Raw genomic sequence first — 24,369 nt, forward strand, 5'->3', positions numbered from 1 at the left:
CCATGCGCGGCGGCGGCGCGGGCGGCGTGGTGAGCGCCGCGCCACCGCAATCGTGCGCGGCGGCACGTGCCGGCGTGGCAGATCAGTGGGTGATCGCGCCCATGCGCCCGGCTTGGTAATCGGTCACAGCCTGACGGATTTCGTCTTCCGTGTTCATCACGAACGGACCGTAGCGCACCACCGGTTCTTTCAGCGGCACGCCACCCAGCAGCAACACTTCAAGCGGCTCGGCGCCGGCCGTCAGCGTGATCGAGTCGCCGTCGTTCCCAAACACCACCATCTTCTGCGCGTCGATTTCCTGGCGTGCTTCCCCTTCGCCGTAGAAGCCCTTGCCGGACAGGCTGTAAGCAAACACGCGATAGTCGGCCGGCACCGGTTGCTGGATCGTCGCGCCCGGTTGCAGCGAGAAATGCTGATACAGAATCGGCGTGCGCGTTTCGATCGCCGCCTTCACGCCGAGCGCTTCGCCCGCGATTACCTTGACGCGGACCTTGCCATCCGCGGACGTTGCGACCGGAATGCTGGCCGACGGTATCTCCTGATAGCGCGGCGCGATCATCTTGTCGCGGCGCGGCAGATTCACCCACAGTTGCACGCCATGCACGCGCCCACCGTCGCGCACGAACGACGGGTCCGGCATTTCACTGTGCACGACGCCTGCGCCCGCAGTCATCCATTGCACGTCGCCGGCACGCAGCGTGCCCGAATGGCCCGCCGAGTCCTTGTGGCCGAACTGACCCTCGAGCGCGTACGTGACCGTTTCGAAGCCGCGATGCGGATGATCCGGCGCGCCTTTGGCCTCGCCTGGCGCGTAGTCGATCGGCCCCATTTCGTCGAGCAGCAGGAACGGATCGAAATCCATCAGCAAGCGGGTCGGAAACGGACGGTGGACGATAAACCCGCCGCCTTCGGTCGTGCGAACGGCGGGAAACGTGCGTTCGATCGTGCGTGTCGTGCTCATCAAAAGTCACCTTAAAAAATGGGGAATAGCGTTATTTTTGAAACATAGAGCTATTATAGGGACCGTTTTCCTAGGCGCCAGCCACCCTCACGCAATGGATTGTTCTATTACTGGAACGATGAGATGAAGATCGATTCACACAATCTGAATGACCTGATGTATTTTTCGCAGGTCGTCGAACATGGCGGTTTTTCTGCCGCCGAGCGCGTGCTGGGCATTTCCAAGTCGCGCCTGTCGCGCCGGCTCACCGAGCTGGAGGCGTCGTTAGGCGTACGTTTGTTGCAGCGTTCCACCCGCAAGCTGGCGCTCACTGAAGCCGGCCAGCTCTTCTACCAGCACTGTCAGGCGATGCTGAGCGAGGCTCAGGCGGCGGTCAATGTCGTGCAGCAACTTCGCTCTTCGCCGCGTGGCACGGTGCGCGTGAGCGTGCCGGTGACGATTTCGCAGACCATCCTGTCGCAGATCCTGCCGGAATTCATGCATCGCTACCCGGAAGTGCGGGTGGTGATGCGCGTGACGAACCGTGTGGTTGATCTGTTCGAGGATTCGATCGATATCGCGTTGCGTGTGCGCTCCGCTCCGCCTGAGAACGCCAACATCGTCGTGCGGCCGTTGTGGCGCACGCAGCAGATGCTGGTCGGCGCGCCGAGCCTGTTGCAGCAGAATGCGCCGCCGCTATTGCCTGCCGATCTGAGCCGCTTTGAAACGCTCGACGTGCCGACGGGCGACGGACGCCACGTCTTCGATCTGATCGCCCCCGACGGCACGCGCCACGCGCACGAACACGAGCCGCGCCTCGTCACCGCCGATCTGATGACGATTCGTGAAGCCGTGCTGTCCGGCGTGGGTATCGCGGCATTGCCGGAGATGATGTACGGCAGCGCGCTGCGCGCGGGGCAATTGTCGCCGGTGATGCCCGGCTGGACCCTTCCGACGCCGCAGTTGTACGCGGTATTCGTGTCGCGGCAGGGAATGGTGCCGGCTGTGCGCGCGTTCGTCGATTATCTGGTCGAAATGCTCGATCCGGACGAAGGTAAGCACATTACGGGCGAGTGCCCGACGCGTGCGGCGGCGCAAGACGCAGCGCAGCCTGTTCTTGCAGTCGCGTCATAGCACTTATTAGACACGGCAACATCGCTTTTAGCATTTAAGCGCCGCCTGTCATGAGTACTTTCAATGGCCGTTTGCTTGAATGCGCGCGCTCGCGGGCCTATAGTGAAATCCCTTCGCTAAGGAGTCTCTTATGCGAAAACTCATGGCCTCTATGATAGTGGGCCTGATAGGGCTGACCGCGCTGTCCGTGTCGATCACGGCTGTCGCATGCGGTGACTCGAGCTATCAGTCATCTTCTGATGGTAAATGATCCCGCCGCCCGAAGGCGCCGAGTGCGCAAAAAAAAGGCCTTCATCTGACGATGAAGGCCTTTTACTTTTAGCCCTTGTTTCAAGGGCTTTTCTGTTTTTTCGGCAGGCGCTGCGTAACAAGGGCAGCATTGCTGCGCTCAGATCACTTGCGCTTATTTGCCTTTGGGCTGCGTGACGAAACCGATCTTCGTGAGACCGCCGGCCTGCGCCGCCGACATCACTTCCGCCACTTTCTCGTACGCGACCTTGCGGTCCGCATCCAGATGCAGCTCCGGCTGCGGATTCGCTTGCGCAGCCTCTGCAATCTTCGCGCGCAGCGCTGCGTCGTCAACCTTCTTGTCGTCCCACAAGACGTTGCCGTCAGCATCGACGGAGACCGTGACTTGCGCGGGCTTGGTGTCTTCCTTCTGACTGCTCGCATGCGGCAGATCGATTTTGACTGCGTGACGAATCACCGGAATCGTCACCATGAAGACGATCAGGAGAACCAACATCACGTCGACGAGCGGCGTCATGTTGATTTCGTTCATCAGGCCGTCGTCATCGTCGCTGGCGAAAGGGCTCATTGCCATCGGAGTGCCTCGTCGATCAGTTGGCGCGCGCGAGGCGCAAACCGTCGCCGCGCTTGGATGACGACAGGCGGGCGCCCGTCACGAAGAACGCATGCAGACCGTGTGCAAAGCGGCTCAGCTTGGCGACGATCGCCTTATTGGCGCGCGTCAGTGCGTTATAGCCGAGCACGGCCGGAATTGCGACGAAGAGGCCAAACGCGGTCATGATCAGTGCTTCACCCACCGGGCCCGCGACCTGATCGATCGACGACTGGCCGCTCGCGCCGATCGCCAGCAGTGCGTGATAGATGCCCCACACCGTGCCGAACAGGCCGACGAACGGCGCCGTACTGCCGATCGAGGCGAGAATCGCCAGACCGCTTTGCATGCGCGCAACGCTTTCGTCCATCGTGTCCTTCAGGCAGCGCGTCACCCAATCCGACACGTCCATGCGATCGTGCAGATGCGGCTGCGTCTGATGATGGTGATCGGCAGCTTCCTGGCCCGACAGCGCGAGTGCGAGGAACGGGTTGTCGTGCGGCGTCGACGCTCCGGCGCCGAGCTTCTTCACCCCGTCGGCGAGATCGTCCGAATGCCAGAACTGCTGCTCGGCATTCTTCGTGAGACGCTTCAGGCGCATCACATTCCAGCCTTTGATGACGATCACGCTCCACGACATAACCGACATGATCAACAGCGCGAGCGCGATACCGCGCGTCACGAAATCCCCTTGCGCCCACACGTGCGCCAGTCCGTAGTTTTGCATTGCAATTCCTTGTTTTTAAAATCTGCCTCAATCGTTCAGATTGAAGTTATAAGGCTGGGTGGCCGTGGCCCGAATGGCCTGACCGTTCTCGAGATAGGGCTTGCACGAGCTCGCATGCGCGGCGGCGATGGCGGCGTCGTCCAGGCGGCTGAAGCCGCTGCTCTTTTTGAGCGAGATGCTTTCAACCTTTCCTGTCGGTCCGATGACAAACGTCACATAGGCCGTACCGGTTTCGCCGCGGCGCTTCGACAGCGCGGGGTAGTCCGGCGTGATCATGCTGCACTCGATATGCGAGACGTTCTTCGGCGCGGTGATGTCCATGGTCGGGCGGCCGATCGCCGGCGCGGCCTGAGCGGCAGGCGCCGCCGGTGCCGCAGGCGCGGGCGTCGGTTCGGGCGCGGCGACAGGCGTCGGCGACGGAGCCGCGGCGACCGGCAGCGGCGTGGGTGTCGGCGTAGGAGTCGGTTTGGGCTGGACCTTCGGCTTGGTGTGAACCGGCGGTGTCGGCTTGGGCGGCGGCGGGGCGATCGATTGCACCGCGACGGGCGCGGCGACCGGCGCCGGCGCCAGCAGCTGCGCGGTCATCACCTTCGCTTCGATCACGGGTTGCAGCGGTTCATGACGCAGCGTCAGGATCACCGCAAGCAAAGCGATGTGAATTGCCGCGACCGCAGCAGTCGCGGTCAGCGCACGGGAATTCATTCGGGGGGACGAAGCCGACGTGGCGGCTGAAATGGTATGCGAGGCCTGCATGTTAGCGTGGCGGCGTGCCGTCGATGCGGCACGTCAGACAAGACATCGTCATGTTCGAAAGATCAGCAGCGAAATGAACAAAGTAGTCACGAAACCAATCAGCAATTCCATCTCGAACTCCTTTTAACGGGTGAGCGGGTAGCTGGCTGGTACGGATACTGGCTTGCTGACGGCAGTGGGATAACGCGTGAAGCAGCGCGTGAAACCGCGCTTAGAAACTGAGCATGAGGCAGTGAGGCAGTGAACATCCAAGGCGCGCCGCGTGGCGCCGCGCCCTCAAGCCGCGATTCAGGCGGCCTTGCGTTCGTAGAACGTCAGCGGGATAGCCTGCGAGTGATGATCGAAGCCGCAGCGGCTCGCGCACACGCCGCTTTCCATCATGACGCCGCGCACGGAATCCGCGCACTTGCCACAGCAGGAAGCGACGCCGAGTTCGAACTGGAGTTCGTCGAACGAGTCGACGCCATCCGCGATCGAGGCACGGATCTTTCGGTCAGAAACAGACTTGCAGACACAGACAATCATGGCAGGGCGTCATAGCTAACGTTAATGCGAACTATTATCATTTTGATTGGCCAGTTTGGCAAGCGTCCTGCATGATTTTTTGTAACAAAACCAGACTCTTAGAAGGGTTTCGACTAGGGAGTGGGGACCCGGTCAAGCGCCGGAGAAGGGGCGAAAACGCCTAAAAAGCGCGCAAAAAGGCTGCGCGGCGGCGCGAAAACGCGCTGGCGAGAGGTTTTATGCGGCTTGGGAATCCGGCGCTGCCGTGCGGCGCGACGGGATTACAACCTGGTCGACTGCGGCGTCGATTTGCAGAAGGGTCGCGGCGAGCTGTTGCTGATGGGTGCCGTCGCTGGTCGAATAAAAGCGGGGCAGAACAGCGGCGGCGCTTTCGGGGGCGGCGCGCAATCCGTGCTGGTCGAGTACCCGCTCCAGCTGACGCGCAATGGCCACGCTCGTATCGATCAGCATGAGCCGGTCGCCGACGATGTCGCGGATCGCCGCATCGAGAAACGGGTAGTGAGTGCAGCCGAGCACCAGGGTGTCGGCGCCGGCATCGAGCATGGGCTGCAGATAGCTGCGCAGCAGCGCGCGCAGTTCGGCGGAACCTACGTCGCAGCGTTCCACTGCCTGCACGAGCCCGTGGCCCGGCTGGCAAAGAAAACGGCAATCGGCGGCGTAGCGCTCCAGCAGCCCCTGAAAGCGGGCGCTGCGCAAGGTGACCTGGGTGGCGAGCACGCCGGCTACGCGTGTTTTCGACTGCAGCGCGGCCGGTTTGATGCCGGGCTCGACTCCCACCAGCGGAATCGCCAGCTTTTCGCGGACCAGTGCGATCGACTGCGCGGTCGCCGTGTTGCATGCGACCACCAGCGCCTTCGCGCCCTGGCTGGCGAGCCATTGTCCGATTGCGAGGGTACGGTCGGCGATGAAGTCGTCGTCGCGTTCGCCGTAGGGGGCGTAGAGCGAGTCGGCGGCATAGATGAGCGCCTCGCCGGGCAGTTGCGCCCGGACCGCCCGCAGCACCGACAAACCGCCCAGACCCGAGTCGAATATGCCGACCGGCGCTCGCGAACCGTCACCTGAGGTGGCAATCGTGGCACTTGAGGACGGCGATTCTGCGGTCATAGGCGATGAGGACACGCGCGGCACAGCGGTCACGGCAAACTCACGAAAACGGGGAAGTGCGCAAGTATACCGCTCGCGCGGGCCGTTCCAACGTGGTCCGATCAGGACTCGATCGAACCCATTGCGGTTTGCTGGTAGTTCTGGATACCGACCTTGTCGATCAGGTCCAGCTGCGTTTCAAGCCAGTCAATGTGTTCTTCGGTGTCGTCGAGAATCTTCACGAAGATTTCGCGCGAGATGAAATCACGAACGGATTCGCAATACGCGATTGCTTCCTTGCAGGTGCTTTGCGAAATCTGTTCGAGCTTCAGATCGCACTCGAGGATTTCTTTGGTTTCTTCGCCGATCAGCAGCTTGTGCAGGTCTTGCAGGTTCGGCAGGCCGTCGAGCATGAAAATGCGTTCGATCAACCAGTCGGCGTGCTTCATTTCGCCGATCGATTCGTCGTATTCATGCTTGCCGAGTTTCTCGAGTCCCCAGTGCTTGTACATCCGCGCGTGCAGGAAGTACTGATTGATGGCGGTGAGCTCGTTCTTGAGCTGGGAGTTCAGATACTCGATAACTTTCTTGTCGCCTTGCATGGGGTTTCCTTATTAGAGACTTGAATTTCCCAGAACAATAAACGCCGAAGGGCAAAAAGCCAAGGCAAAAAAACAGTTTTTTGCCTTGATTTGCAAGGTTTTGTGCGTGATGCGTACCGTTCTCATTTCATCATAAAAAAGCCGGGGTTCGAGGCCCCGGCTTCTACTTTCCAGCTGTTACCGCCGATCAAACGCTGATCAAACCGTCGCGACTGGAATCTTGCCAATCTTGGCTTGCCATTCCTTCGGGCCAGTCTGGTGCACCGAGGTGCCGTTCGAATCGACGGCGACTGTCACCGGCATATCCTGCACGTCGAACTCGTAGATGGCTTCCATGCCGAGGTCTTCGAACGCGAGAACCTTCGCGCTGCGAATTGCTTTCGACACGAGGTAAGCGGCGCCGCCCACGGCCATCAGATACGCGGCCTTGTGCTTCTTGATCGCCTCGATCGCAACCGGGCCACGCTCGGCTTTGCCGATCATCGAAATAAGACCGGTTTGCGACAACATCGTCTCGGTGAACTTGTCCATCCGCGTGGCGGTGGTCGGGCCTGCCGGGCCGACGGCTTCGTCGCGCACCGGATCGACCGGGCCGACGTAATAGATCACGCGATTCGTGAAGTCGACCGGCAGCTTTTCGCCCTTCGCGAGCATGTCGGCGATGCGCTTATGTGCCGCGTCGCGGCCCGTCAACATCTTGCCCGACAGCAGCAGCGTCTGGCCCGGCTTCCATGCTGCGACTTCTTCCGGCGTCAGCGTGTTCAGATCGACGCGCTGGCTCTTTTCCGTGTCCGGTTCCCACTGCACTTTCGGCCATGCGTCGAGCGACGGCGCTTCGAGCTTGGCCACGCCGGAACCATCCAGTGTGAAGTGCGCGTGACGGGTCGCTGCGCAGTTCGGGATGATTGCGATCGGCTTGCTCGCCGCGTGCGTCGGCGCGGCCATGATCTTGACGTCGAGGACCGTCGCCAGACCGCCGAGACCTTGTGCGCCGATACCGAGCGCGTTGACCTTCTCGTGCAGTTCGACGCGCAGTTCTTCGATCCAGTCCTGCGGGCCGCGTGCGATCACGTCCTGAATGTCGATCGGATCCATCAGCGATTCCTTCGCCATCACCATCGCTTTCTCAGCGGTGCCGCCGATGCCGATGCCGAGCATGCCCGGCGGGCACCAGCCTGCGCCCATGGTCGGCACGGTCTTCAGAATCCAGTCGACGATCGAATCCGACGGGTTCAGCATCGCGAACTTCGACTTGTTTTCCGAGCCGCCGCCCTTCGCTGCAACCTGCACGTCGACCTTGTCGCCCGGCACGATCTCGTAGTGGATCACGGCCGGCGTGTTGTCCTTCGTGTTCTTGCGCGCGCCTTCCGGCGGGCTCACGATCGATGCGCGCAGCACGTTGTCCGGGTTCAGATAACCGCGGCGCACGCCTTCGTTGATCATCTCGGTGACGCCCATCGTCGCACCGTCCCAACGCACGTCCATGCCGACCTTCACGAACACCGTGACGATGCCGGTGTCCTGGCAGATCGGGCGTTTGCCTTCGGCGCACATGCGGCTGTTGGTGAGAATCTGCGCGATCGCGTCCTTCGCGGCGGGGCTCTCTTCGAGCTCGTAAGCGCGGCCCAAGGCCTGGATGTAATCGAGCGGGTGGTAATAGCTGATGTACTGAAGCGAATCAGCAATGCTCTGAATCAGATCTTCCTGTTTGATGACGGTCATGATGGCTAGCTCAGTGGGGACAATGGCGCTTGTTATCAGACTCGCAGGGCAGTGCGGTCAGTCGTGCGCCTTCAGGGGAGTGGAACCGTTAGAACCCAGCGGCTGTATGCCGACGGGTTCCTGAAAATGTTTTGGATGCGTATGCGTGGTCAGGCGGTCGACCAGCGCCATCACCACCGCCGAGAGAAGGAACGCGACGTGGATGATGACCTGCCACATGATGGTATGCGTCGAATTCTGGTCGGGGCTGATGAAGGTCTTCAACAGATGGATCGACGAGATGCTGATCAGCGCCATCGACAGTTTGACCTTCAGTACGCCGGCGTTCACGTGGTCGAGCCATTCCGGTTCGTCCGGATGACCCTCAACGCCCAGGCGCGACACGAAGGTTTCATACCCGCCGATGATCACCATGATCAGCAGGTTCGAGATCATCACCACGTCGATCAGGCCGAGCACCACCAGCATGATGTTGGTTTCGTCGAGCGTCATGGACGCGCTGACCAGATGCCAGACTTCTTTCAGGAACAGGACGACGTACACGCCTTGCGCGACGATCAGGCCGAGGTAGAGCGGCACTTGCAGCCAGCGGCTCATGAAGATGAGGGCGGGGAGCGGGCGCAGCGGGCGGCGCTGACGGGCTGAGTCGGGGCGCGGAGCAGACATAGGCAAGAGTCAGATGAAACGCAGGTGACGGAACACGAACCAAATGCGCTGACCCGAAGCGCAAACCAGACGCGCGGATCAAGCACGCAAACGAGGCGCAGACGGCGCGGTACGCGGCCAGGGGAGGCCGGAAAAGCTCGCGTCAGGCGCGCTATTGTACAGCGTCGGGTGAATTTGCTGCGCCGCGGCGGGCAGTGCGGTGCTCACGAGGCCACCGGCGGCATCGCTTGACCTTCAGGCTCGCCGGCCGATCCCTGCCGTCGCGCATCACACAGGCGAGGTAATGAGACGCAGGGAGTAGCGATTCAAGCTGGAATCCACACGGCTAGTTCAGTTAGCATTGTAAGAGGGCGTGTGAGCCAGCATAAAGGCGAAGTGCCGGTGGGGCGCAAGTGATGCTCCCCGTGGACCCGATTTCGGCATGGATCGCTTGTATCGGCATGTCGATCAGCACGCATGAACGGACCGTAACGCGTAGCATGCCGTGCGTGACCAGTCTGAACCGCGTAAGGGTTTTCGCCCGTCACGCGATGCACCGCGCGTAAGTGGCCGGTAAGTTGCAAAGTTTATGTTTAAGCATGAGAGCGGAACGCCAGCCATTCATTTATGTTGCGGTGCGGCATAGATGAAAGTGAAAGGTGAACGGGCCGCGGCGCAGCGATCGGTGATTGTTGCGCGAGGGATGGAGACAGCGCGCGGCCTATCGATCACGAATGATCACGAATGGCGGCGGCATCATGACATGGCGAGCCACAGGCGCGCCGGCACAGGTTTTACGTTTCATCTTCACCAAGGGGTTGTCGATGTCTGCGATTGAATCGGTTCTTCAGGAACACCGTGTTTTCCCGCCCTCCGCTGAAGCAGCGGCTGGCGCGTCGATCTCCGGTATGGATGCGTACCGGGCGCTTGCCGCCGAAGCGGAGCGCGATTACGAAGGTTTCTGGGGGCGCCTCGCTCGCGAGACGCTTAGCTGGAACAAGCCTTTCAGCAAAGTGCTCGACGAATCGAATGCGCCTTTCTACACATGGTTCGAAGACGGCCAGCTGAACGCGTCGTATAACAGCATCGACCGTCACGTCGAAGCCGGCAATGGCGAGCGCGTCGCGATCATCTTCGAAGCCGACGACGGCACCGTCACCAACGTCACCTATCAGGATCTGCTGCAACGTGTGTCGCGCTTTGCGAACGCGCTGAAAAAACGCGGCGTGAAGAAGGGAGATCGCGTCGTGATCTATATGCCGATGTCGATCGAAGGCATTGTCGCGATGCAAGCGTGTGCGCGGATCGGTGCAACGCATTCGGTCGTGTTCGGCGGCTTTTCGTCGAAGTCGCTCAATGAACGGCTGGTGGATGTGGGCGCCGTCGCGCTCGTCACGTCCGACGAACAGATGCGCGGCGGTAAAGCATTGCCGCTGAAGAACATCGCTGACGAAGCCATCGCCATGGGCGGCTGCGACGCAGTGAAGAGCGTGATCGTCTACAAGCGGACCGGCGGCAAGATCGCATGGGACGAAAGCCGCGATCTGTGGATGCACGAACTCACGCAGGCAGAATCGGATCAATGCGCGCCCGAGTGGGTCGGCGCCGAGCATCCGCTTTTCATCCTGTACACATCGGGTTCGACCGGCAAGCCGAAGGGCGTGCAGCACAGCACCGGCGGCTATCTGCTGTGGGCCGCGCAGACCATGAAGTGGACGTTCGACTGGAGGCCCACGGATGTGTTCTGGTGTACCGCCGACATCGGCTGGATCACCGGCCATAGCTACATCACGTATGGTCCGTTGACGCTTGGCGGCACGCAGGTCGTGTTCGAAGGCGTGCCGACCTATCCGAACGCCGGCCGCTTCTGGGACATGATCGCCAAGCACAAGGTCACGTTGTTCTATACCGCGCCGACTGCGATCCGCTCGCTGATCAAGGCCGCCGAAGCGGACGCGAAAGTGCATCCGAAGAGCTACGACCTGTCGACGCTGCGCATCATCGGCACGGTCGGCGAGCCGATCAATCCGGAAGCGTGGGTGTGGTATCACGAGAACGTCGGCGGCGGCCGTTGCCCGATCGTCGATACGTGGTGGCAAACCGAAACCGGCGGCCACATGATCACGCCGCTGCCGGGTGCCACACCTCTGGTGCCGGGTTCGTGCACGCTGCCGTTGCCGGGCATCATGGCGGCCGTGGTCGATGAAACCGGTCAGGACGTGCCGAACGGACAGGGCGGCATTCTGGTGGTGAAGCGTCCATGGCCATCGATGCTGCGCAACGTGTGGGGCGATCCGGACCGCTACAAGAAGAGCTACTTCCCTGAAGAACTCGGTGGCACGCTGTATCTCGCCGGCGATGGCGCGGTGCGCGACAAGGAAACCGGCTACTTCACGATCATGGGTCGCATCGACGATGTGCTCAACGTGTCTGGTCACCGCCTCGGTACGATGGAGATCGAATCGGCGCTCGTGTCGAACCCGATCGTGGCGGAAGCGGCCGTGGTGGGCCGTCCTGATGCGACCACCGGCGAAGCTGTGTGCGCATTCGTGGTGCTCAAGCGCGCGCGTCCTGAAGGCGAAGAAGCAGTGAAGCTCGCCAACGAACTGCGCGCCTGGGTCGCCAAGGAGATCGGTCCGATCGCCAAGCCGAAGGACATCCGCTTCGGTGAGAACCTGCCGAAGACGCGTTCGGGCAAAATCATGCGCCGCTTGTTGCGCTCGCTCGCGAAGGGCGAGGAAATCACCCAGGACGTCTCGACGCTGGAGAACCCGGCGATTCTCGATCAACTCGGCGAGTCGCTCTGAGCTTAGGTTTGCCTGGGTTTGCAGCAAGGGTGTGTCGAACGATATGCCCTTCGCTGGACCCAGGTATCGATCACTTAGGTCAGGCAGTTAAAGCCACCGCGCGGACAATCCCGATTGCCTGCCCGGTGGCTTTTTGATACATAGGCGCATGGCTGCGCCACACCACACCTCTCACGCTACGCTCAATCCCGCACCCGAACCCCCTCCGGTCTCGGCAGCGATGGCGCGCGCGCATCGGAAATACTGGCGCTTCAATCTCGCGTTGATCGCGACGTTGATGACCTTGGGCTTCGTGGTGTCGTTCGTTTTGCCGCTGGTGGCGCCGGCGTTGGACCAGGTGCGCTTCATCGGCTTCCGGTTGCCGTTCTACTTCGGTGCGCAAGGGGCGATTCTGATCTACGTGGCGTTGATCGTCGTTTATATCCTGCTGATGCAGCGCGCCGACCGCCGTCTGCAACGCGCTTTCGATGCGGATGCCAGTGCTGGTGACGGTGCCAACGCCAGTGCCGATTCCACCGCGCCCGCTGCGCGCGGAAGCTGAGCCGATGAAGCTCACGAACCGGCTGATCCGCTCATACGCGCTCTATACGCTCGGTTTCCTGCTTTTCATCTATGTGATGTGGCGCATCGAGCGGACCACCGGTCCCGGCGTATGGATCGGCTATGTGTTCCTGTTCGTACCGATCGCGGTGTATGCAGTCATCGGGTTGCTGTCGCGCACGTCTGACCTCGTCGAATACTACGTAGCCGGACGGCGCGTGCCGTCCGTCTTCAACGGCATGGCGACTGCGGCCGACTGGTTGTCCGCCGCATCGTTCATCGGCCTCGCCGGATCGATCTATGCGACCGGATATGACGGTCTCGCGTATCTGATGGGGTGGACCGGCGGCTATTGCCTCGTCGCGTTCCTGCTGGCGCCATATGTGCGTAAACTCGCGCGCTATACGATCCCCGACTTTCTCGGCACGCGCTTTTCGAGCAACGCGGTGCGGGGACTCGCTGCGTTAGCGGCGATTCTCTGTTCGTTCGTTTATCTGGTCGCGCAGATTCAGGGCGTCGGCTTGATCGCGACGCGGTTTATCGGCGTGGATTTCGCTGTCGGCATTTTCTGCGGACTCGCGGGCATTCTTGTGTGTTCGTTTCTGGGCGGCATGCGTGCGGTGACGTGGACCCAGGTCGCGCAATACATCATCCTGATCGCGGCGATTCTGATTCCCGTGTCGATGATCGCGCATAAGGATGGTCTCGGCTGGGTGCCGCAGTTTAACTACGGGCGCTTGATGGAGCGCGTCGAAGGACTGGAGAAGCAGGTGCGCGACGCGCCGCTCGAGCAGACCGTACGCGACGACTATCGGCGGCGCGCCAAGTTGATGCAGATGCGGCTCGACACGTTGCCGCAATCGTTCGTCGACGAGAAGCTGCGCCTCATGCAGGAAGTCGCGGACTTGCGACGCCACAATGGTCCACTTCGCGAGATCAAGGAACGCGAGCGGGCGCTCGAACAATTCCCTCGCGATGCCGCGGCCGCGCAGATCGTCTGGACTCAGCGCCGCGATGAGATGCTGATGCGCGCGGCTGCACCGGTGCCGATGCACGAGCCGTTTCCCGTCACGACCGAAGAAGACAGGCGTACCCACGAGCGCAATTTTCTGTCGCTGCTGCTGTGTCTCTCGCTTGGTACCGCGAGCCTGCCGCATATCCTGACGCGCTACAACACGACGACCTCGGTGGCGTCCGCACGACGCTCGGTCGGCTGGACGCTGTTCTTCGTCGCGTTGTTCTATTTGACGGTGCCTGTGCTGGCAGTGCTGATCAAGTACGAGATGCTAACCAACCTGGTGGGCCATCACTTTTCCGATTTACCGCAGTGGCTTACGCAGTGGCGTAGGGTCGAGCCGAGTCTGATCAGTCTTGCTGACACGAACGGCGACGGTATCGTGCGCTGGAGCGAGATCCAGATGCAGCCGGATATGGTGGTGCTCGCCGCGCCCGAGATCGCGGGGCTGCCGTATGTGATGTCCGGACTGATCGCGGCCGGTGCGTTGGCCGCGGCGCTCTCGACTGCGGACGGTTTGCTGCTGACCATCGCCAACGCGTTATCGCACGACGTCTACTACCACATGGTCGATCCGACGGCATCGAGCCAGCGGCGCGTGACGATCTCCAAGATTTTGTTGCTGGGGGTGGCGTTGTTCGCCTCGTATGTGGCTTCCCTGAATACGGGGAATATTCTGTTTCTGGTGGGCGCGGCGTTTTCGCTGGCGGCTTCTAGTCTGTTCCCTGTGCTGGTGCTGGGGGTGTTCTGGAAGCGCACGACCCGGCTTGGGGCGGTGGCGGGCATGGTGGCGGGGCTGGTGGTTTGCATCTACTACATCGTGTCGACGTATCCGTTCTTCACGCAGATGACGGGTTTTGCTGGCGCACGGTGGTTCGGGATCGAGCCGATCAGTTCGGGCGTGTTCGGCGTGCCGGCGGGGTTTCTGGTAGCGATCGGGGTGAGCCTCGTGGACCGGAAACCGGATGCCTATACGAGGGCGCTGGTGGACTACATCCGGCATCCTTAGGCTGGTTTGCGCATGGGTCTGGCGCAGGGCCCGAAGTTTGCTATAATTCGGCTCCCCGCCGGAGAGATGGATGAGCGGTTTAAGTCGCACGCCTGGAAAGCGTGTATAGGTTAATAACCTATCCGGGGTTCGAATCCCCGTCTCTCCGCCACGAATTGAATGAGAAGCCGTTGAATCTAGAGAGATTCGGCGGCTTTTTGTTTTGTCGACTCACAAAATCGACTATCAGGCGATTTTCTTCATTCGCTGAGTACGCGACAGAAAGCTCCTTACGACCGCACGCGGGCATCGTTCAGATTGGCCGGCATGAGAACATGCTTAGCCTGACCGACCGGCGATGTACTCGCATGCTCCACAAGCGCTCATTGAGTTTGACTTGCTATCAATCGGCCACGAAACTAGGCCCGTGAACTGAGCGTGGTAGCGCACCCCACCATCTACAGATGAGCCTCGACCAGGCTCGCTCCCGAATGCCGAATGCCGAATGCCGAATGCCGAACGCCGCACCTAAAAATCCCCCGCATACCCATAAAAACAAAATAAACAAACTTGCTCTAAACTACCTGCCGCCCCAGCCAGCCTAGTCGAGAGCAAGACACCAATGCCCATACCCCCAGCCGACCCCGCCGGCGACCCTAACTTCAGTCTGCCAAAACACCCCGCATTCCAGCGTTTCTGGTGTACCCGTATCCTCTCATCGCTGTCGTTCCAGATGCTCGCCGTGGCCATGGGCTGGCACATCTACGCACTCACGCATAGCGCCTTCGCACTGGGCCTCGTCGGCCTCGCCCAATTTCTGCCGATGTTCGTGCTGACGCTCGTGGTCGGCCACGTCGCTGATCGTTACGACCGTCGCCGGATTGCGGCCATCTGTCAAAGCCTCGAAAGCGTCGCTGCATTGTTATTCGCCTTCGGCACCTTCGGCGGCTGGATCAGCGCGCCGGTCATCTATGTGCTGGCCGCATGCGTGGGCGCGGCGCGCGCCTTCGAATCGCCCGCGGTTGCATCGCTGTTGCCGGGCGTCGTGCCACGCGGACAATTGCCCAAAGCGACGGCATGGGCCACCTCCGCAAATCAAACCGCCCAGATCGCAGGTCCAGCATTGGGCGGCCTGCTGTACGGTGTCGGTCCGGGCGTGGCCTACCTCGCGTGCACGCTGTCATTCGCGGCCGCCGCTGCCACTGTGTGGGCCATTCCGTTGCAGGCCAAGCTGGCGAGCCGCGCGCCGGTGACGCTCGAATCGGTGTTCTCGGGCATCGCCTTCATTCGCAAAGAGCCCGTGATACTCGGTGCACTATCGCTTGATCTGTTCGCCGTGCTGTTCGGTGGCGCGACAGCGCTGCTGCCGGTTTTTGCGCGTGACATCCTGCATACCGGACCGCTCGGTCTCGGCCTGTTGCGCTCAGGCACCGCCATCGGCGCGCTCGCGGGCACCATCTGGCTCGCGCATTTCCCGCTACGCAACCGGCCCGGCGCTGCGATGTTCGGCGGTGTGATTGCGTTCGGCGCGGCGACTGTGGTGTTCGGTTTGTCGCATCAATTCTTGCTGTCGCTCTTCGCGCTCATGGTGCTGGGCGCATCGGACACCATCAGCGTGGTGGTGCGTCTGTCGCTCGTGCAATTGCGTACGCCGGACGAAATGCTCGGTCGCGTCAGCGCGGTCAATTCGCTTTTCATCGGGACGTCGAATCAACTGGGTGAATTCGAATCCGGTGTGACGGCAGGGTGGTGGGGCGCGCAACCGGCCGTGCTGGTGGGCGGCATCGCAACGATTGCCGTCGCCCTGCTGTGGATGCGATTTTTTCCGGAACTCAAGCACACGCGTTCGCTGGAGCGGGAAGAGGCGTTGGCGCCCAGTCATTGATCGCAACGTTGGAGGCGAAACCCTGCAATTGCGCGCTGCATCGCACGCGTGATTCGACGTGTGCTTCGACCCGCTATGATGGTGGCAACCTCACTCGGCCACCTTCATCATGCGGATCGCCCCTTTACCCCCGCTTCAATGCCTGATCGCGTTCGAGTCGGCCGTACGCCATGCCAGCTTCACTAAAGCGGCCGTAGAACTGCATCTGACGCAAAGCGCGGTCAGCCGCCAGATTGCGCAGCTCGAAGACTTCCTCGGCCGCTCGCTCTTCGTGCGCGAACATCGCGCCCTACGGTTGACGATCGCCGGCGAACGTTACGCGAAGCATGTGCAGTGGCTGCTTGCCAATTGCTCGGAAGCCACACTCGACGTGATGAAGCGATACGGCGATCTGGAGTTGACGATCGCGTGTTCGTCGGGCGTGGCGGTGTTGTGGCTTACACCTCGCCTCGGTGCGTTTCGCGCCGCCCATCCTAACGTGAAGATCCGGATGATCGTGCGCGACGGGCTCGCATCTTTGTCGCCCGCGGAATTCGACGTAGGTCTGTACTACATCCGCCAGCACGCTGAGCCGCATTTCACCGCCCGCCGCATTTTCGACGAAGACGTGTACCCGGTATGTTCACCCGGATATCTCGCCGGCCGCGTGCTGGAGCCCGCCGATCTCGCGCATGAAACATTGCTGATGCAGGAAGACGGCCAGCGGCAATGGATGTCGTGGCCCGAATGGTTCCGGCTTAACAATGTGCAGATGCCTGGCTCGCCACAGTCGGTCGTCATTAATCACTATCCGCAACTCGTGCAGATGGCGATTCTCGGCCAGGGTGTCGCGCTCGGCTGGCGTCACATGATCGACGGGTGTCTAAACGAGGGGCTGCTGGTGCGCGCCACGCGAGCATCGGCGAGCCACGGTGGCGGCTACTACGTCGTATCGCCGAACGACCGCGCGGAGAACCAGGCGGCGCGCCTCTTTACGCGCTGGCTTTTCGAGCAGGCAGAGGCGCAGGCAAGTGGGCAAACACTCGCGGAGACGAGCAACGCGCCCAGCGCTTGACTACTTTTCGCATGCGCTACGCGCATGCGTGCATGCGAATCTTTCGTTTCGAAAACAAATCAGGTCTCTCTACGATCGGCTTTATGCATGCAGAGGCGCCGTTCGATTCCGACACGCCGCCTTGCTGGCAAACGCTCGCCCGACCCGTAGCCACGCAGCAGCCGCATCAATAGCGGCACAAGCAGCCTGATAAGGAAAGAGACCATGCAAGGAACGCTTTCATCCAACGTCGCGATATCCGTGGATTCGCTCGCGCAGCAGCGGCGCCGCGCGATTATCGCCACTGTGCTCGGCAACGGGCTCGAGTGGTTCGACTTCACCGTCTATAGTTTTTTCGCGGTGATCATCGCCAAGCTGTTCTTTCCGACCGGCAATGAATTGACCTCGTTGCTACTCGCTGTCGCGACGTTCGGCGTGGGTTTTTTCATGCGACCGGTAGGCGGCATCGTGCTCGGCGTGTACGCGGATAAAGTCGGACGAAAGGCGGCGCTCTCGCTGACCATTCTGCTGATGGCGGCCGGCACAGCACTCATCGGCCTTGCGCCGACCTATGACCAGATCGGTCTGTGGGCGCCGGTGCTGATCGTGGTCGCCCGCTTGCTGCAAGGCTTTTCGGCCGGCGGCGAAATGGGCACCGCCACCGCGTTTCTTACCGAATATGCGCCGGCGGGCAAGCGCGCATTCTATTCGAGCTGGATTCAGTCGAGCATCGGCTTTGCCGTGCTGCTGGGTGCAGGGGTCGGCACCTTTGTAACGTCGAGTCTGAGCGCCGATGCGCTGCATTCGTGGGGCTGGAGAATGCCGTTCCTGATCGGCATTCTGATCGGACCGGTCGGCTATTTCATTCGCAGCCGCATGGACGAAACACCGGCGTTCAGCGCCGTAACGGAAGAGGCCAAAAGCGATTCACCTCTCGCGGAAGTGTTCCGCCGCTTTCCGCGTGAGACGTTCGCGAGTTTCTCAATGGTGATTCTGTGGACGGTGTGCACCTACGTGCTGCTGTTCTATATGCCGACGTATTCGGTGCGCACGCTGCATCTGCCCCAATCGATGGGCTTTCGTGCCGGCATGTTCGGTGGCCTGATGATCATGTGTTTCTCGCCAGTGGTCGGCAAGCTCGCTGACCGCTTCGGCCGCCGCCGCTTCCTTTCTGGTGCCGCGGCATTGATCCTGGTGCTCGCATGGCCGATGTTCGCTTACATCAACAGCGCGCCTGGGCTGGTTTCGTTGATGGTGTTTCAGGGTGTGTTCGGCTTGCTGATCGCCGCCTACACCGGCCCGATTCTCGCGGCCTTCTCCGAGCTGTTTCCGACCAAGGTGTTATCGACGGGTCTTTCCGTTGCGTACAACTTCGCGGTGACGATTTTCGGCGGCTTCGCACTGTTCTTCATCACGTGGCTGATCGCGTCAACGGGCAGCAATATGGCGCCCGCGATCTACGTGATGATCGCTGCGACCATCAGCCTCGTCGGCACATTCTATGTGCGCGATCCGCGCCGTAGCCACGCCTGAAAGGCAGCGCGTCCGGCGAACAAAAGCCGGACGGATTCCTTCATCCAGTCAGGAAGATATCAATGAGCATTACGGTAATCAGCGGCGGCAACGTACTCGATCTGGTCCAGGGTGTGTTGCTCGAACATCATCACGTCGTGATCGAAAACGGCTATATCGTCGAAGTCACCGATCGTCCTGTCGATCTGCCGAATGCGCGCGCAATCGATGCACGCGGCAAGACGGTGATGCCCGGTCTGATCGATTGTCACGTGCACGTGCTGGCTTCGCGCGCCAATCTTGGTGTGAATGCGACGCAGCCGAATATCCTCACCGCTATTCGCGCACTGCCGATCCTGAAGGCGATGCTCGGCCGCGGCTTTACGACGGTGCGTGATGCGGGCGGCGCGGATTGGGGTTTGACGCAGGCGCTGGAGAGCGGATTGATTCCGGGGCCGCGTATTTTTCCGTCGGGCAAGGCGTTGTCGCAAACCGGCGGTCACGGCGATTTCCGTCCGCGTGGCGATGTACTCGAGCCCTGTTCATGCGCCTTTCGCGCCGGGGCAATTGCGCGAGTGGTTGACGGTGTCGATGCGGTGCGGCTTGCCGTGCGTGAAGAGATTCAGAAGGGCGCGACGCAGATCAAGATCATGGCATCCGGCGGTGTCGCTTCGCCGACCGATCCGATCAGCAACACGCAATATTCCGAGGACGAAATCCGCGCGATCGTCGCCGAAGCGGAAGCAGCCAACACATACGTGATGGCGCATGCTTACACTGGCCGCGCGATTTCGCGTGCGATTCGCTGCGGCGTGCGCACGATCGAGCACGGCAACCTGGTCGACGAAGCCGCTGCAAAACTGATGCGCGAGCACGGCGCGTTCGTCGTGCCCACGCTGGTCACCTACGACGCGTTGGCCAAACACGGCGCCGATTACGGCTTGCCTGCCGATTCGATTGCCAAGGTTGAGACCGTGCGGCAAGCGGGGCGCGACTCGCTGCAGATTTATGCAAATGCCGGTGTGCCGATGGGATTCGGTTCGGACCTGCTCGGCGAAATGCATACGTTCCAGAGCGACGAATTGCGCATTCGCGCCGAGGTGCTCGGAAATCTGGAAGCATTGCGTTCGGCCACCACGATTGCGGCCGATATCGTCGATCGGAGCGGCAAGCTCGGCGTCATCAGAGCGGGGGCAATCGCCGACGTGCTGGTGGTCGACGGTAATCCGCTCAAGGATATCGGCGTGTTGACCGGGCAGGGCGAGCACCTCGAGTATGTCTTGCAGCACGGCGAGGTGGTGAGCGAGCGGGGCACGGTCGCGTCGCGCTAATCGGCAGATGCGTGTGCAGCGATCGGCGCAGGCCTCGGAAAATCTCTAAGCCCCCGCCGCGCTCACACGTAAAGCGGTCCATCGAACCGTCGCGAGAATCGATGCCGTAACGATCAACGCACCGCCGATCCATGCCGCCGTCGAAATGCGTTCACCTAACCAGATGCACGCGAACAGCGCACCGAAGGCGGGCTCGCTGCCCATCAGCAACGACACGCGCGTCGGGCTGCTGCGTTTGATTGCGAAGTTCTGTGCGAAGAACGCGAACAACGTACACGCGACCACCAGATAGCCGATGTAGCCCCAGAACACAGCATGCCCGGCAAGCGACGGCAGCGGTTGCCACTGTTGCGGCACAAACAGTACCGCCACCGCCGCGCTGCCAAATGCCACCACGCCTGACTGAACCGCCGTCACCGACAAAGGCGGCAACGCGGAGTCGCGCATCACACGTTTAGTCACGCACACGTTCAGCGCGCGCAGCAGCGCGGCGAGCAGAATCAGCGCGTCGCCGGGATTGAAACTCAGCGCGCCATCCCCCGCTAGCAGCCAGGCGCCGAATAGCGAAAGCGCGACCGCCGCCCATTCGATGCGAGTCGGCTTGCGCTTGAGCAGCCACCATTCGACGAGCGGCGTCAGCACCACACATAAGCTGATCAGAAACGCTGCATTGGCCGCGCGCGTCAGCAGAATGCCGAACGTCTCGCAGAGAAAGATACCGAGCAGCAAGGCGCCCGCGATCAGCACGCCGCGCAGCGTGCGGGCATCGGCGGCGCGCAAATGACGCAAGGCGGGCGACAGGATCAAGAAGGTGATGCCGAAGCGGATCGCGAGCAAACCCAAAACTGGATAGAACACCAGGGCGCTTTTGACGACGCCGTAACTGGTGCCCCACACCACGGCAACCGCTAGCAGCATCAGATCGGAGAGCAGAAGCAGGCGTTCTTGTTTCGACATGGCGGACCTCGTGCAGATGAGCGCATATTGTCGAACTTTGCCTGTAAGGCGATAATCGGGTCGCTGCGCATAGCATTTATGTTTCAGATGCATCAATCGGCTCAAACCCCGCGAGCGCCCGACGATGAACCCAACCGATCTTTTTGCGTTGCTGCCGGATATGGCGGTTTTCGCGCGCGTCGTCGATGCCGGCAATTTTTCGGTCGCCGCACGTCAGCTCGGCAGTACGCCGTCCACGGTCAGCCGTCAGATCAAACGGCTCGAGGACGCGTTGGCGACACGCCTGCTCGAACGGTCCACGCGCACGGTGCGGGTCACGGAATCCGGTGCACAGGTGGCGCGTTTCTGCCGCGACATGTTGAGCGCGGCATCGGGCGCGGTGGATGCCGCCGGGCAACTGGCGGCGCGGCCGCAAGGCAAAGTCCGCGTGAGCGCGCCCACCGCGTTCGCGAAGACCGTGATTCATCCGCTGATCCCCGGCTTTCTGCGCGCCTACGACGAAGTCGACCTGCAATTGCTGTTCACCGATCACGACGTAGATCCGCTTGCCGACGATGTCGATCTGGTGATCCGCCTGACCGAGCATCCTCCGCAAGGGCTCGCGGGACGCAGGCTGGGGGCCGTGCGCTGGTTGCTGGTTGCATCGCCGGCTTATTTGCGTGAGCACGGCACGCCGGCGCAACCGCGCGATCTCCTCAAGCACGATTGCATCTACCTTGGCGAAACCGCCGACGACAACCGCTGGCGCTTTCGTCGTGGCACGGAGACGCAAACCGTCGACGTGAAAGGGCGTTACATCGCCAATCATGCGGGCGCGCGACTCGAAGCCGCGCAGCAGGATTTCGGCATCGCGAACCTGCCCGAGTTTGCCGCCACGGATGCATTGCTCAGCGGCGAACTCGTGCAGGTGCTGCCGGATTGGAATCTCGAAGCGCGCGCTTACGTGGGGTCGGTGTGGCTGCTGTATCCGCCGAACCGCTTCTTGCCGCCGAAGGTGAGGGCGCTCATCGACTATCTTGTCCAGCATATTCACGAAGCGGCTTAAGCAGCGGTCCAACGCGTCGTGCAACTCGCTTGCATACTATGGCCAGCCAACGGAGATTTGGATTGAGCGAAAGACGAACGTAGAATCGCTCGCGTCACCATGATTGATAACGATCGCGACGGTCGACGCGATCAGGAGGAGAGCAAACATGACTTTGCGTGAAACCGGGCCGATTGCGGCGACTGTCTATCGCGGCGAAGCGATAGAGAATACACATATCGCCCATGTCGCGGTGGTTCAGGCCGACGGCCGCCTGCTGTATTCATTCGGCGATCCGTCGCGTATCACGCTGGCACGCTCAGCGGCAAAACCGGCACAAGCTTTGGCGGTAGTCGAGACGGGCGCGCTCGAGCGTTTCGGTTTCGACGAAACGGATCTTGCACTCATGTGCGCCTCGCATAGCAGCGAGCCGCGCCACATCGAACGCACGAGACAGATGTTGACCAAGGCACAGGTCAGCGAAGCCGATCTGCGTTGCGGCGGCCATCCCCCGCTGTCCGACGCGGTGTACGTCGACTGGCTGAAGCGCGACTTCAAGCCGGATGCCGTGTGCAGCAATTGTTCGGGCAAGCACGCCGGCATGCTGGCCGGGGCGCGTTCGATCGGCGCGGCAGTAAGGGGTTATGAACTGCCGGAGCACCCGCTACAGGTGCGCGTGAAGCATACCGTCGCCGAGGTATGCGACTTGCCGGACGATGCGGTGCAATGGTCGATCGACGGGTGCAATCTGCCGACGCCGGCGTTCCCCCTCGACCGACTCGCCCGACTGTTCGCGAAGCTCGCTGCCGCGGAGGATGAGGTTTCGGCTTCGTCCGCGGCTTCTTCGTCCATTCCTTCTTCCATATCGCCACGCACCGCTGCGCTCGCACGCATCTATCGTGCGATGGCTGCGCATCCGGAGTGGGTAGCAGGCGAGGGGCGTTTCTGTACCGCCTTGATGCGCGCGTTCGATGGCGCGCTGATTGGCAAGGTCGGCGCCGACGGCAGCTATGCAATCGGCGTGCGTGCGTCGCGGCAAACTGAGCAGCTCGGCGCGGACGGTGCACTCGGCATTGCGGTGAAGGTGGAGGACGGCAACATTGGCGTGCTGTATGCAACCGTTGCTGAACTGCTCGCGCGACTTGATATCGGCAGCCCTGAGCAACGTGCGCAATTAGCCGCGTTTCATAAGCCGCGCATGATCAATACCATGGGCATCGAAATCGGCCACATGGCTTTTTCGCTTGCGCTTGAAGCGCATTCACACCGCGAGGCGTGAAGCTATGCGGGGCGCTGCAGCGGGTTACGCGTCATCTTTCTTGAAGCGATCTTGTATGGCGATCAGTTGATCATCGCTGGTGGCCACGATCCACAGACGGGCGCGCTCAGCCATCAGGCGATTGTGATCTTTTAGCACGCCCATCGACACGGCCGTTTTCCACGCGACGGGTGCTGCGCGACTGGTTCTTCCGGACGGCGTGCCGACCAGCAATGCATAGGGTCCGAGGGGCAGCGAGACGAACGGCATAGCGGGTTTGACGCGCACTCGCCAGTCGATGAAGGGTGAATCGCTGAAGAGAAGCGGCGTGGGCAGACCGTGCAGCACGGTGAAGTCGTAGAGCGCCAGTTGTTCGCGCATGGGCGTGTAGACCCGTCGAATATCGTCGACGAGGGCCGCACGGATTTCGTCGTCGAACATTGCTTCTTGGGTGTAGTGGTCGACTGCTTGCAGCGCGTCGTGCTGATAGGCGCTGAAGATTGCCAGGTCGAGACAATCATGAACGGCGCGTTGGACTTCGGCGGCGGAGCCGGCTTCTTCGGGTTTGCCGAGTTGCGCGGCGCGGAGGAAGCGGGCGAGGGCGGCGTCCTGGGTTGCGGGGCCGGTGGCTAGTGGGTCGTCGGTGGCGTCTTTGTCGAGCGGGACGTAGAGGTATTTTTCTGCTGCGAAGCGGGATTTTTTGCCATCATCGAAGCTGATTTCGCCGGTGGCGCAGTTGAGGTAGCGAGTGCCGATGTGGCCGTGTTCCCACACGAAGTTTTTCAGGAAGGGGCGAAGGGGATGGAGTGGGTCAGGGTGTTGCATTTTTTTGTTGCACTCCGTGCGGGTTCTAGTTTGGGTATGGTCACATAGAAATTGGGGTTTATGGTTTTTTTCCCTGCGGGGCGGTTGTTTGTCAGTGTTCTTAGGGCTTTGGGCTTTCCTTGTTCTGGCTTTGGTGCCTTTCCTTGTATTGTTAGTGGTCTATTAGCGTTGCCCCTGTGCGGGGCGGCACTGTAGTGGTTCAATGAACCTGGACACCTCTAA

Annotated in this window: 21 protein-coding genes and 1 tRNA gene; 11 read left to right on the forward strand and 11 right to left on the reverse strand. The window is 61.3% G+C overall.

From position 1 onward, the window contains the following. Positions 1–82 precede the first annotated feature (82 nt). Positions 83–961 (reverse strand): pirin family protein, encoded by an 879-nt coding sequence (locus tag M0D66_RS35575; RefSeq protein WP_200620844.1) that lies wholly within the window; start codon positions 959–961, stop codon positions 83–85. A gap of 123 nt (positions 962–1,084) precedes the next feature. Here M0D66_RS35575 and M0D66_RS35580 point away from each other — a divergent pair, with 123 nt between their 5' ends. Next, positions 1,085–2,074: a LysR family transcriptional regulator gene (locus tag M0D66_RS35580; protein WP_093646614.1), complete on the forward strand. Its 990-nt coding sequence runs from the start codon at positions 1,085–1,087 to the stop codon at positions 2,072–2,074. A 403-nt stretch (positions 2,075–2,477) separates the two neighbouring features. Here M0D66_RS35580 and M0D66_RS35585 read toward each other — a convergent pair whose 3' ends face one another. From M0D66_RS35585 to M0D66_RS35620, 8 genes are all read right to left on the reverse strand, one after another. Next, on the reverse strand, positions 2,478–2,897 hold the full coding sequence (locus M0D66_RS35585) for a biopolymer transporter ExbD (protein WP_093646616.1): 420 nt from the start codon (positions 2,895–2,897) through the stop codon (positions 2,478–2,480). A gap of 16 nt (positions 2,898–2,913) precedes the next feature. Beyond that, on the reverse strand, positions 2,914–3,642 hold the full coding sequence (locus tag M0D66_RS35590; protein WP_093646618.1) for a MotA/TolQ/ExbB proton channel family protein: 729 nt from the start codon (positions 3,640–3,642) through the stop codon (positions 2,914–2,916). Positions 3,643–3,669: 27 nt separating this feature from the next. Continuing rightward, complete coding sequence (locus M0D66_RS35595) at positions 3,670–4,395, reverse strand: energy transducer TonB (RefSeq protein WP_200653545.1); 726 nt, start codon at positions 4,393–4,395, stop codon at positions 3,670–3,672. A 288-nt stretch (positions 4,396–4,683) separates the two neighbouring features. Then, positions 4,684–4,920, reverse strand: coding sequence for a bacterioferritin-associated ferredoxin (locus tag M0D66_RS35600; protein ID WP_054042125.1), 237 nt, complete (start codon positions 4,918–4,920; stop codon positions 4,684–4,686). Between the two features lie 216 nt (positions 4,921–5,136). Then, on the reverse strand, positions 5,137–6,024 hold the full coding sequence (murI, locus tag M0D66_RS35605) for a glutamate racemase (protein ID WP_200653546.1): 888 nt from the start codon (positions 6,022–6,024) through the stop codon (positions 5,137–5,139). A gap of 101 nt (positions 6,025–6,125) precedes the next feature. Beyond that, positions 6,126–6,605: a bacterioferritin gene (bfr, locus tag M0D66_RS35610; RefSeq protein ID WP_054042121.1), complete on the reverse strand. Its 480-nt coding sequence runs from the start codon at positions 6,603–6,605 to the stop codon at positions 6,126–6,128. Between the two features lie 198 nt (positions 6,606–6,803). After that, positions 6,804–8,327 carry a fumarate hydratase gene (locus M0D66_RS35615; protein WP_154565531.1) on the reverse strand — a complete coding sequence of 508 codons (1,524 nt, stop codon included), beginning with the start codon at positions 8,325–8,327 and terminating at the stop codon, positions 6,804–6,806. 57 nt (positions 8,328–8,384) lie between these two features. Beyond that, complete coding sequence (locus tag M0D66_RS35620; RefSeq protein WP_200620848.1) at positions 8,385–8,993, reverse strand: TIGR00645 family protein; 609 nt, start codon at positions 8,991–8,993, stop codon at positions 8,385–8,387. 803 nt (positions 8,994–9,796) lie between these two features. Between M0D66_RS35620 and acs the strand changes: the two genes are divergently transcribed. The 8 genes from acs to M0D66_RS35660 all read left to right on the forward strand — a co-directional run bounded on the left by acs (position 9,797) and on the right by M0D66_RS35660 (position 20,083). Beyond that, positions 9,797–11,779: an acetate--CoA ligase gene (gene acs / locus M0D66_RS35625; protein WP_200653549.1), complete on the forward strand. Its 1,983-nt coding sequence runs from the start codon at positions 9,797–9,799 to the stop codon at positions 11,777–11,779. Positions 11,780–11,927: 148 nt separating this feature from the next. Continuing rightward, complete coding sequence (locus M0D66_RS35630) at positions 11,928–12,320, forward strand: DUF4212 domain-containing protein (protein ID WP_200653547.1); 393 nt, start codon at positions 11,928–11,930, stop codon at positions 12,318–12,320. A 4-nt stretch (positions 12,321–12,324) separates the two neighbouring features. Beyond that, a complete protein-coding gene (locus M0D66_RS35635; RefSeq protein WP_200653548.1) occupies positions 12,325–14,343 on the forward strand; it encodes a sodium:solute symporter family protein in 2,019 nt (672 codons plus the stop codon). Positions 14,344–14,403: 60 nt separating this feature from the next. Then, positions 14,404–14,494, forward strand: a tRNA-Ser gene (locus M0D66_RS35640). A 450-nt stretch (positions 14,495–14,944) separates the two neighbouring features. Next, positions 14,945–16,207: an MFS transporter gene (locus M0D66_RS35645; RefSeq protein WP_200655058.1), complete on the forward strand. Its 1,263-nt coding sequence runs from the start codon at positions 14,945–14,947 to the stop codon at positions 16,205–16,207. Between the two features lie 109 nt (positions 16,208–16,316). Further along, complete coding sequence (locus M0D66_RS35650; RefSeq protein ID WP_200655059.1) at positions 16,317–17,261, forward strand: LysR substrate-binding domain-containing protein; 945 nt, start codon at positions 16,317–16,319, stop codon at positions 17,259–17,261. A gap of 204 nt (positions 17,262–17,465) precedes the next feature. After that, positions 17,466–18,773, forward strand: coding sequence for an MFS transporter (locus M0D66_RS35655; RefSeq protein WP_266212720.1), 1,308 nt, complete (start codon positions 17,466–17,468; stop codon positions 18,771–18,773). A gap of 62 nt (positions 18,774–18,835) precedes the next feature. Next, positions 18,836–20,083, forward strand: a complete 1,248-nt coding sequence (locus tag M0D66_RS35660) for an amidohydrolase family protein (RefSeq protein WP_200655061.1) — start codon at positions 18,836–18,838, stop codon at positions 20,081–20,083. A 45-nt stretch (positions 20,084–20,128) separates the two neighbouring features. Here the strand turns inward: M0D66_RS35660 and M0D66_RS35665 are convergent, their stop codons facing one another. Further along, entirely contained in the window at positions 20,129–21,040 is a 912-nt protein-coding gene (locus M0D66_RS35665) for a DMT family transporter (RefSeq protein WP_200655062.1), read from the reverse strand. A gap of 124 nt (positions 21,041–21,164) precedes the next feature. On the opposite strand from M0D66_RS35665, the gene M0D66_RS35670 reads away from it, so the two are divergent. After that, positions 21,165–22,085, forward strand: coding sequence for a LysR family transcriptional regulator (locus M0D66_RS35670; RefSeq protein WP_200655063.1), 921 nt, complete (start codon positions 21,165–21,167; stop codon positions 22,083–22,085). 148 nt (positions 22,086–22,233) lie between these two features. Further along, a complete protein-coding gene (locus M0D66_RS35675) occupies positions 22,234–23,343 on the forward strand; it encodes an asparaginase (RefSeq protein ID WP_266212721.1) in 1,110 nt (369 codons plus the stop codon). 24 nt (positions 23,344–23,367) lie between these two features. On the opposite strand, the gene M0D66_RS35680 is transcribed toward M0D66_RS35675, so the two are convergent. Next, positions 23,368–24,147, reverse strand: a complete 780-nt coding sequence (locus tag M0D66_RS35680) for a hypothetical protein (protein ID WP_200655065.1) — start codon at positions 24,145–24,147, stop codon at positions 23,368–23,370. Positions 24,148–24,369 lie beyond the last annotated feature (222 nt).

It is taken from the genome of Paraburkholderia sp. SECH2 (assembly GCF_030464795.1).
In the GTDB taxonomy this organism is placed as follows: Bacteria; Pseudomonadota; Gammaproteobacteria; order Burkholderiales; family Burkholderiaceae; genus Paraburkholderia; species Paraburkholderia aspalathi.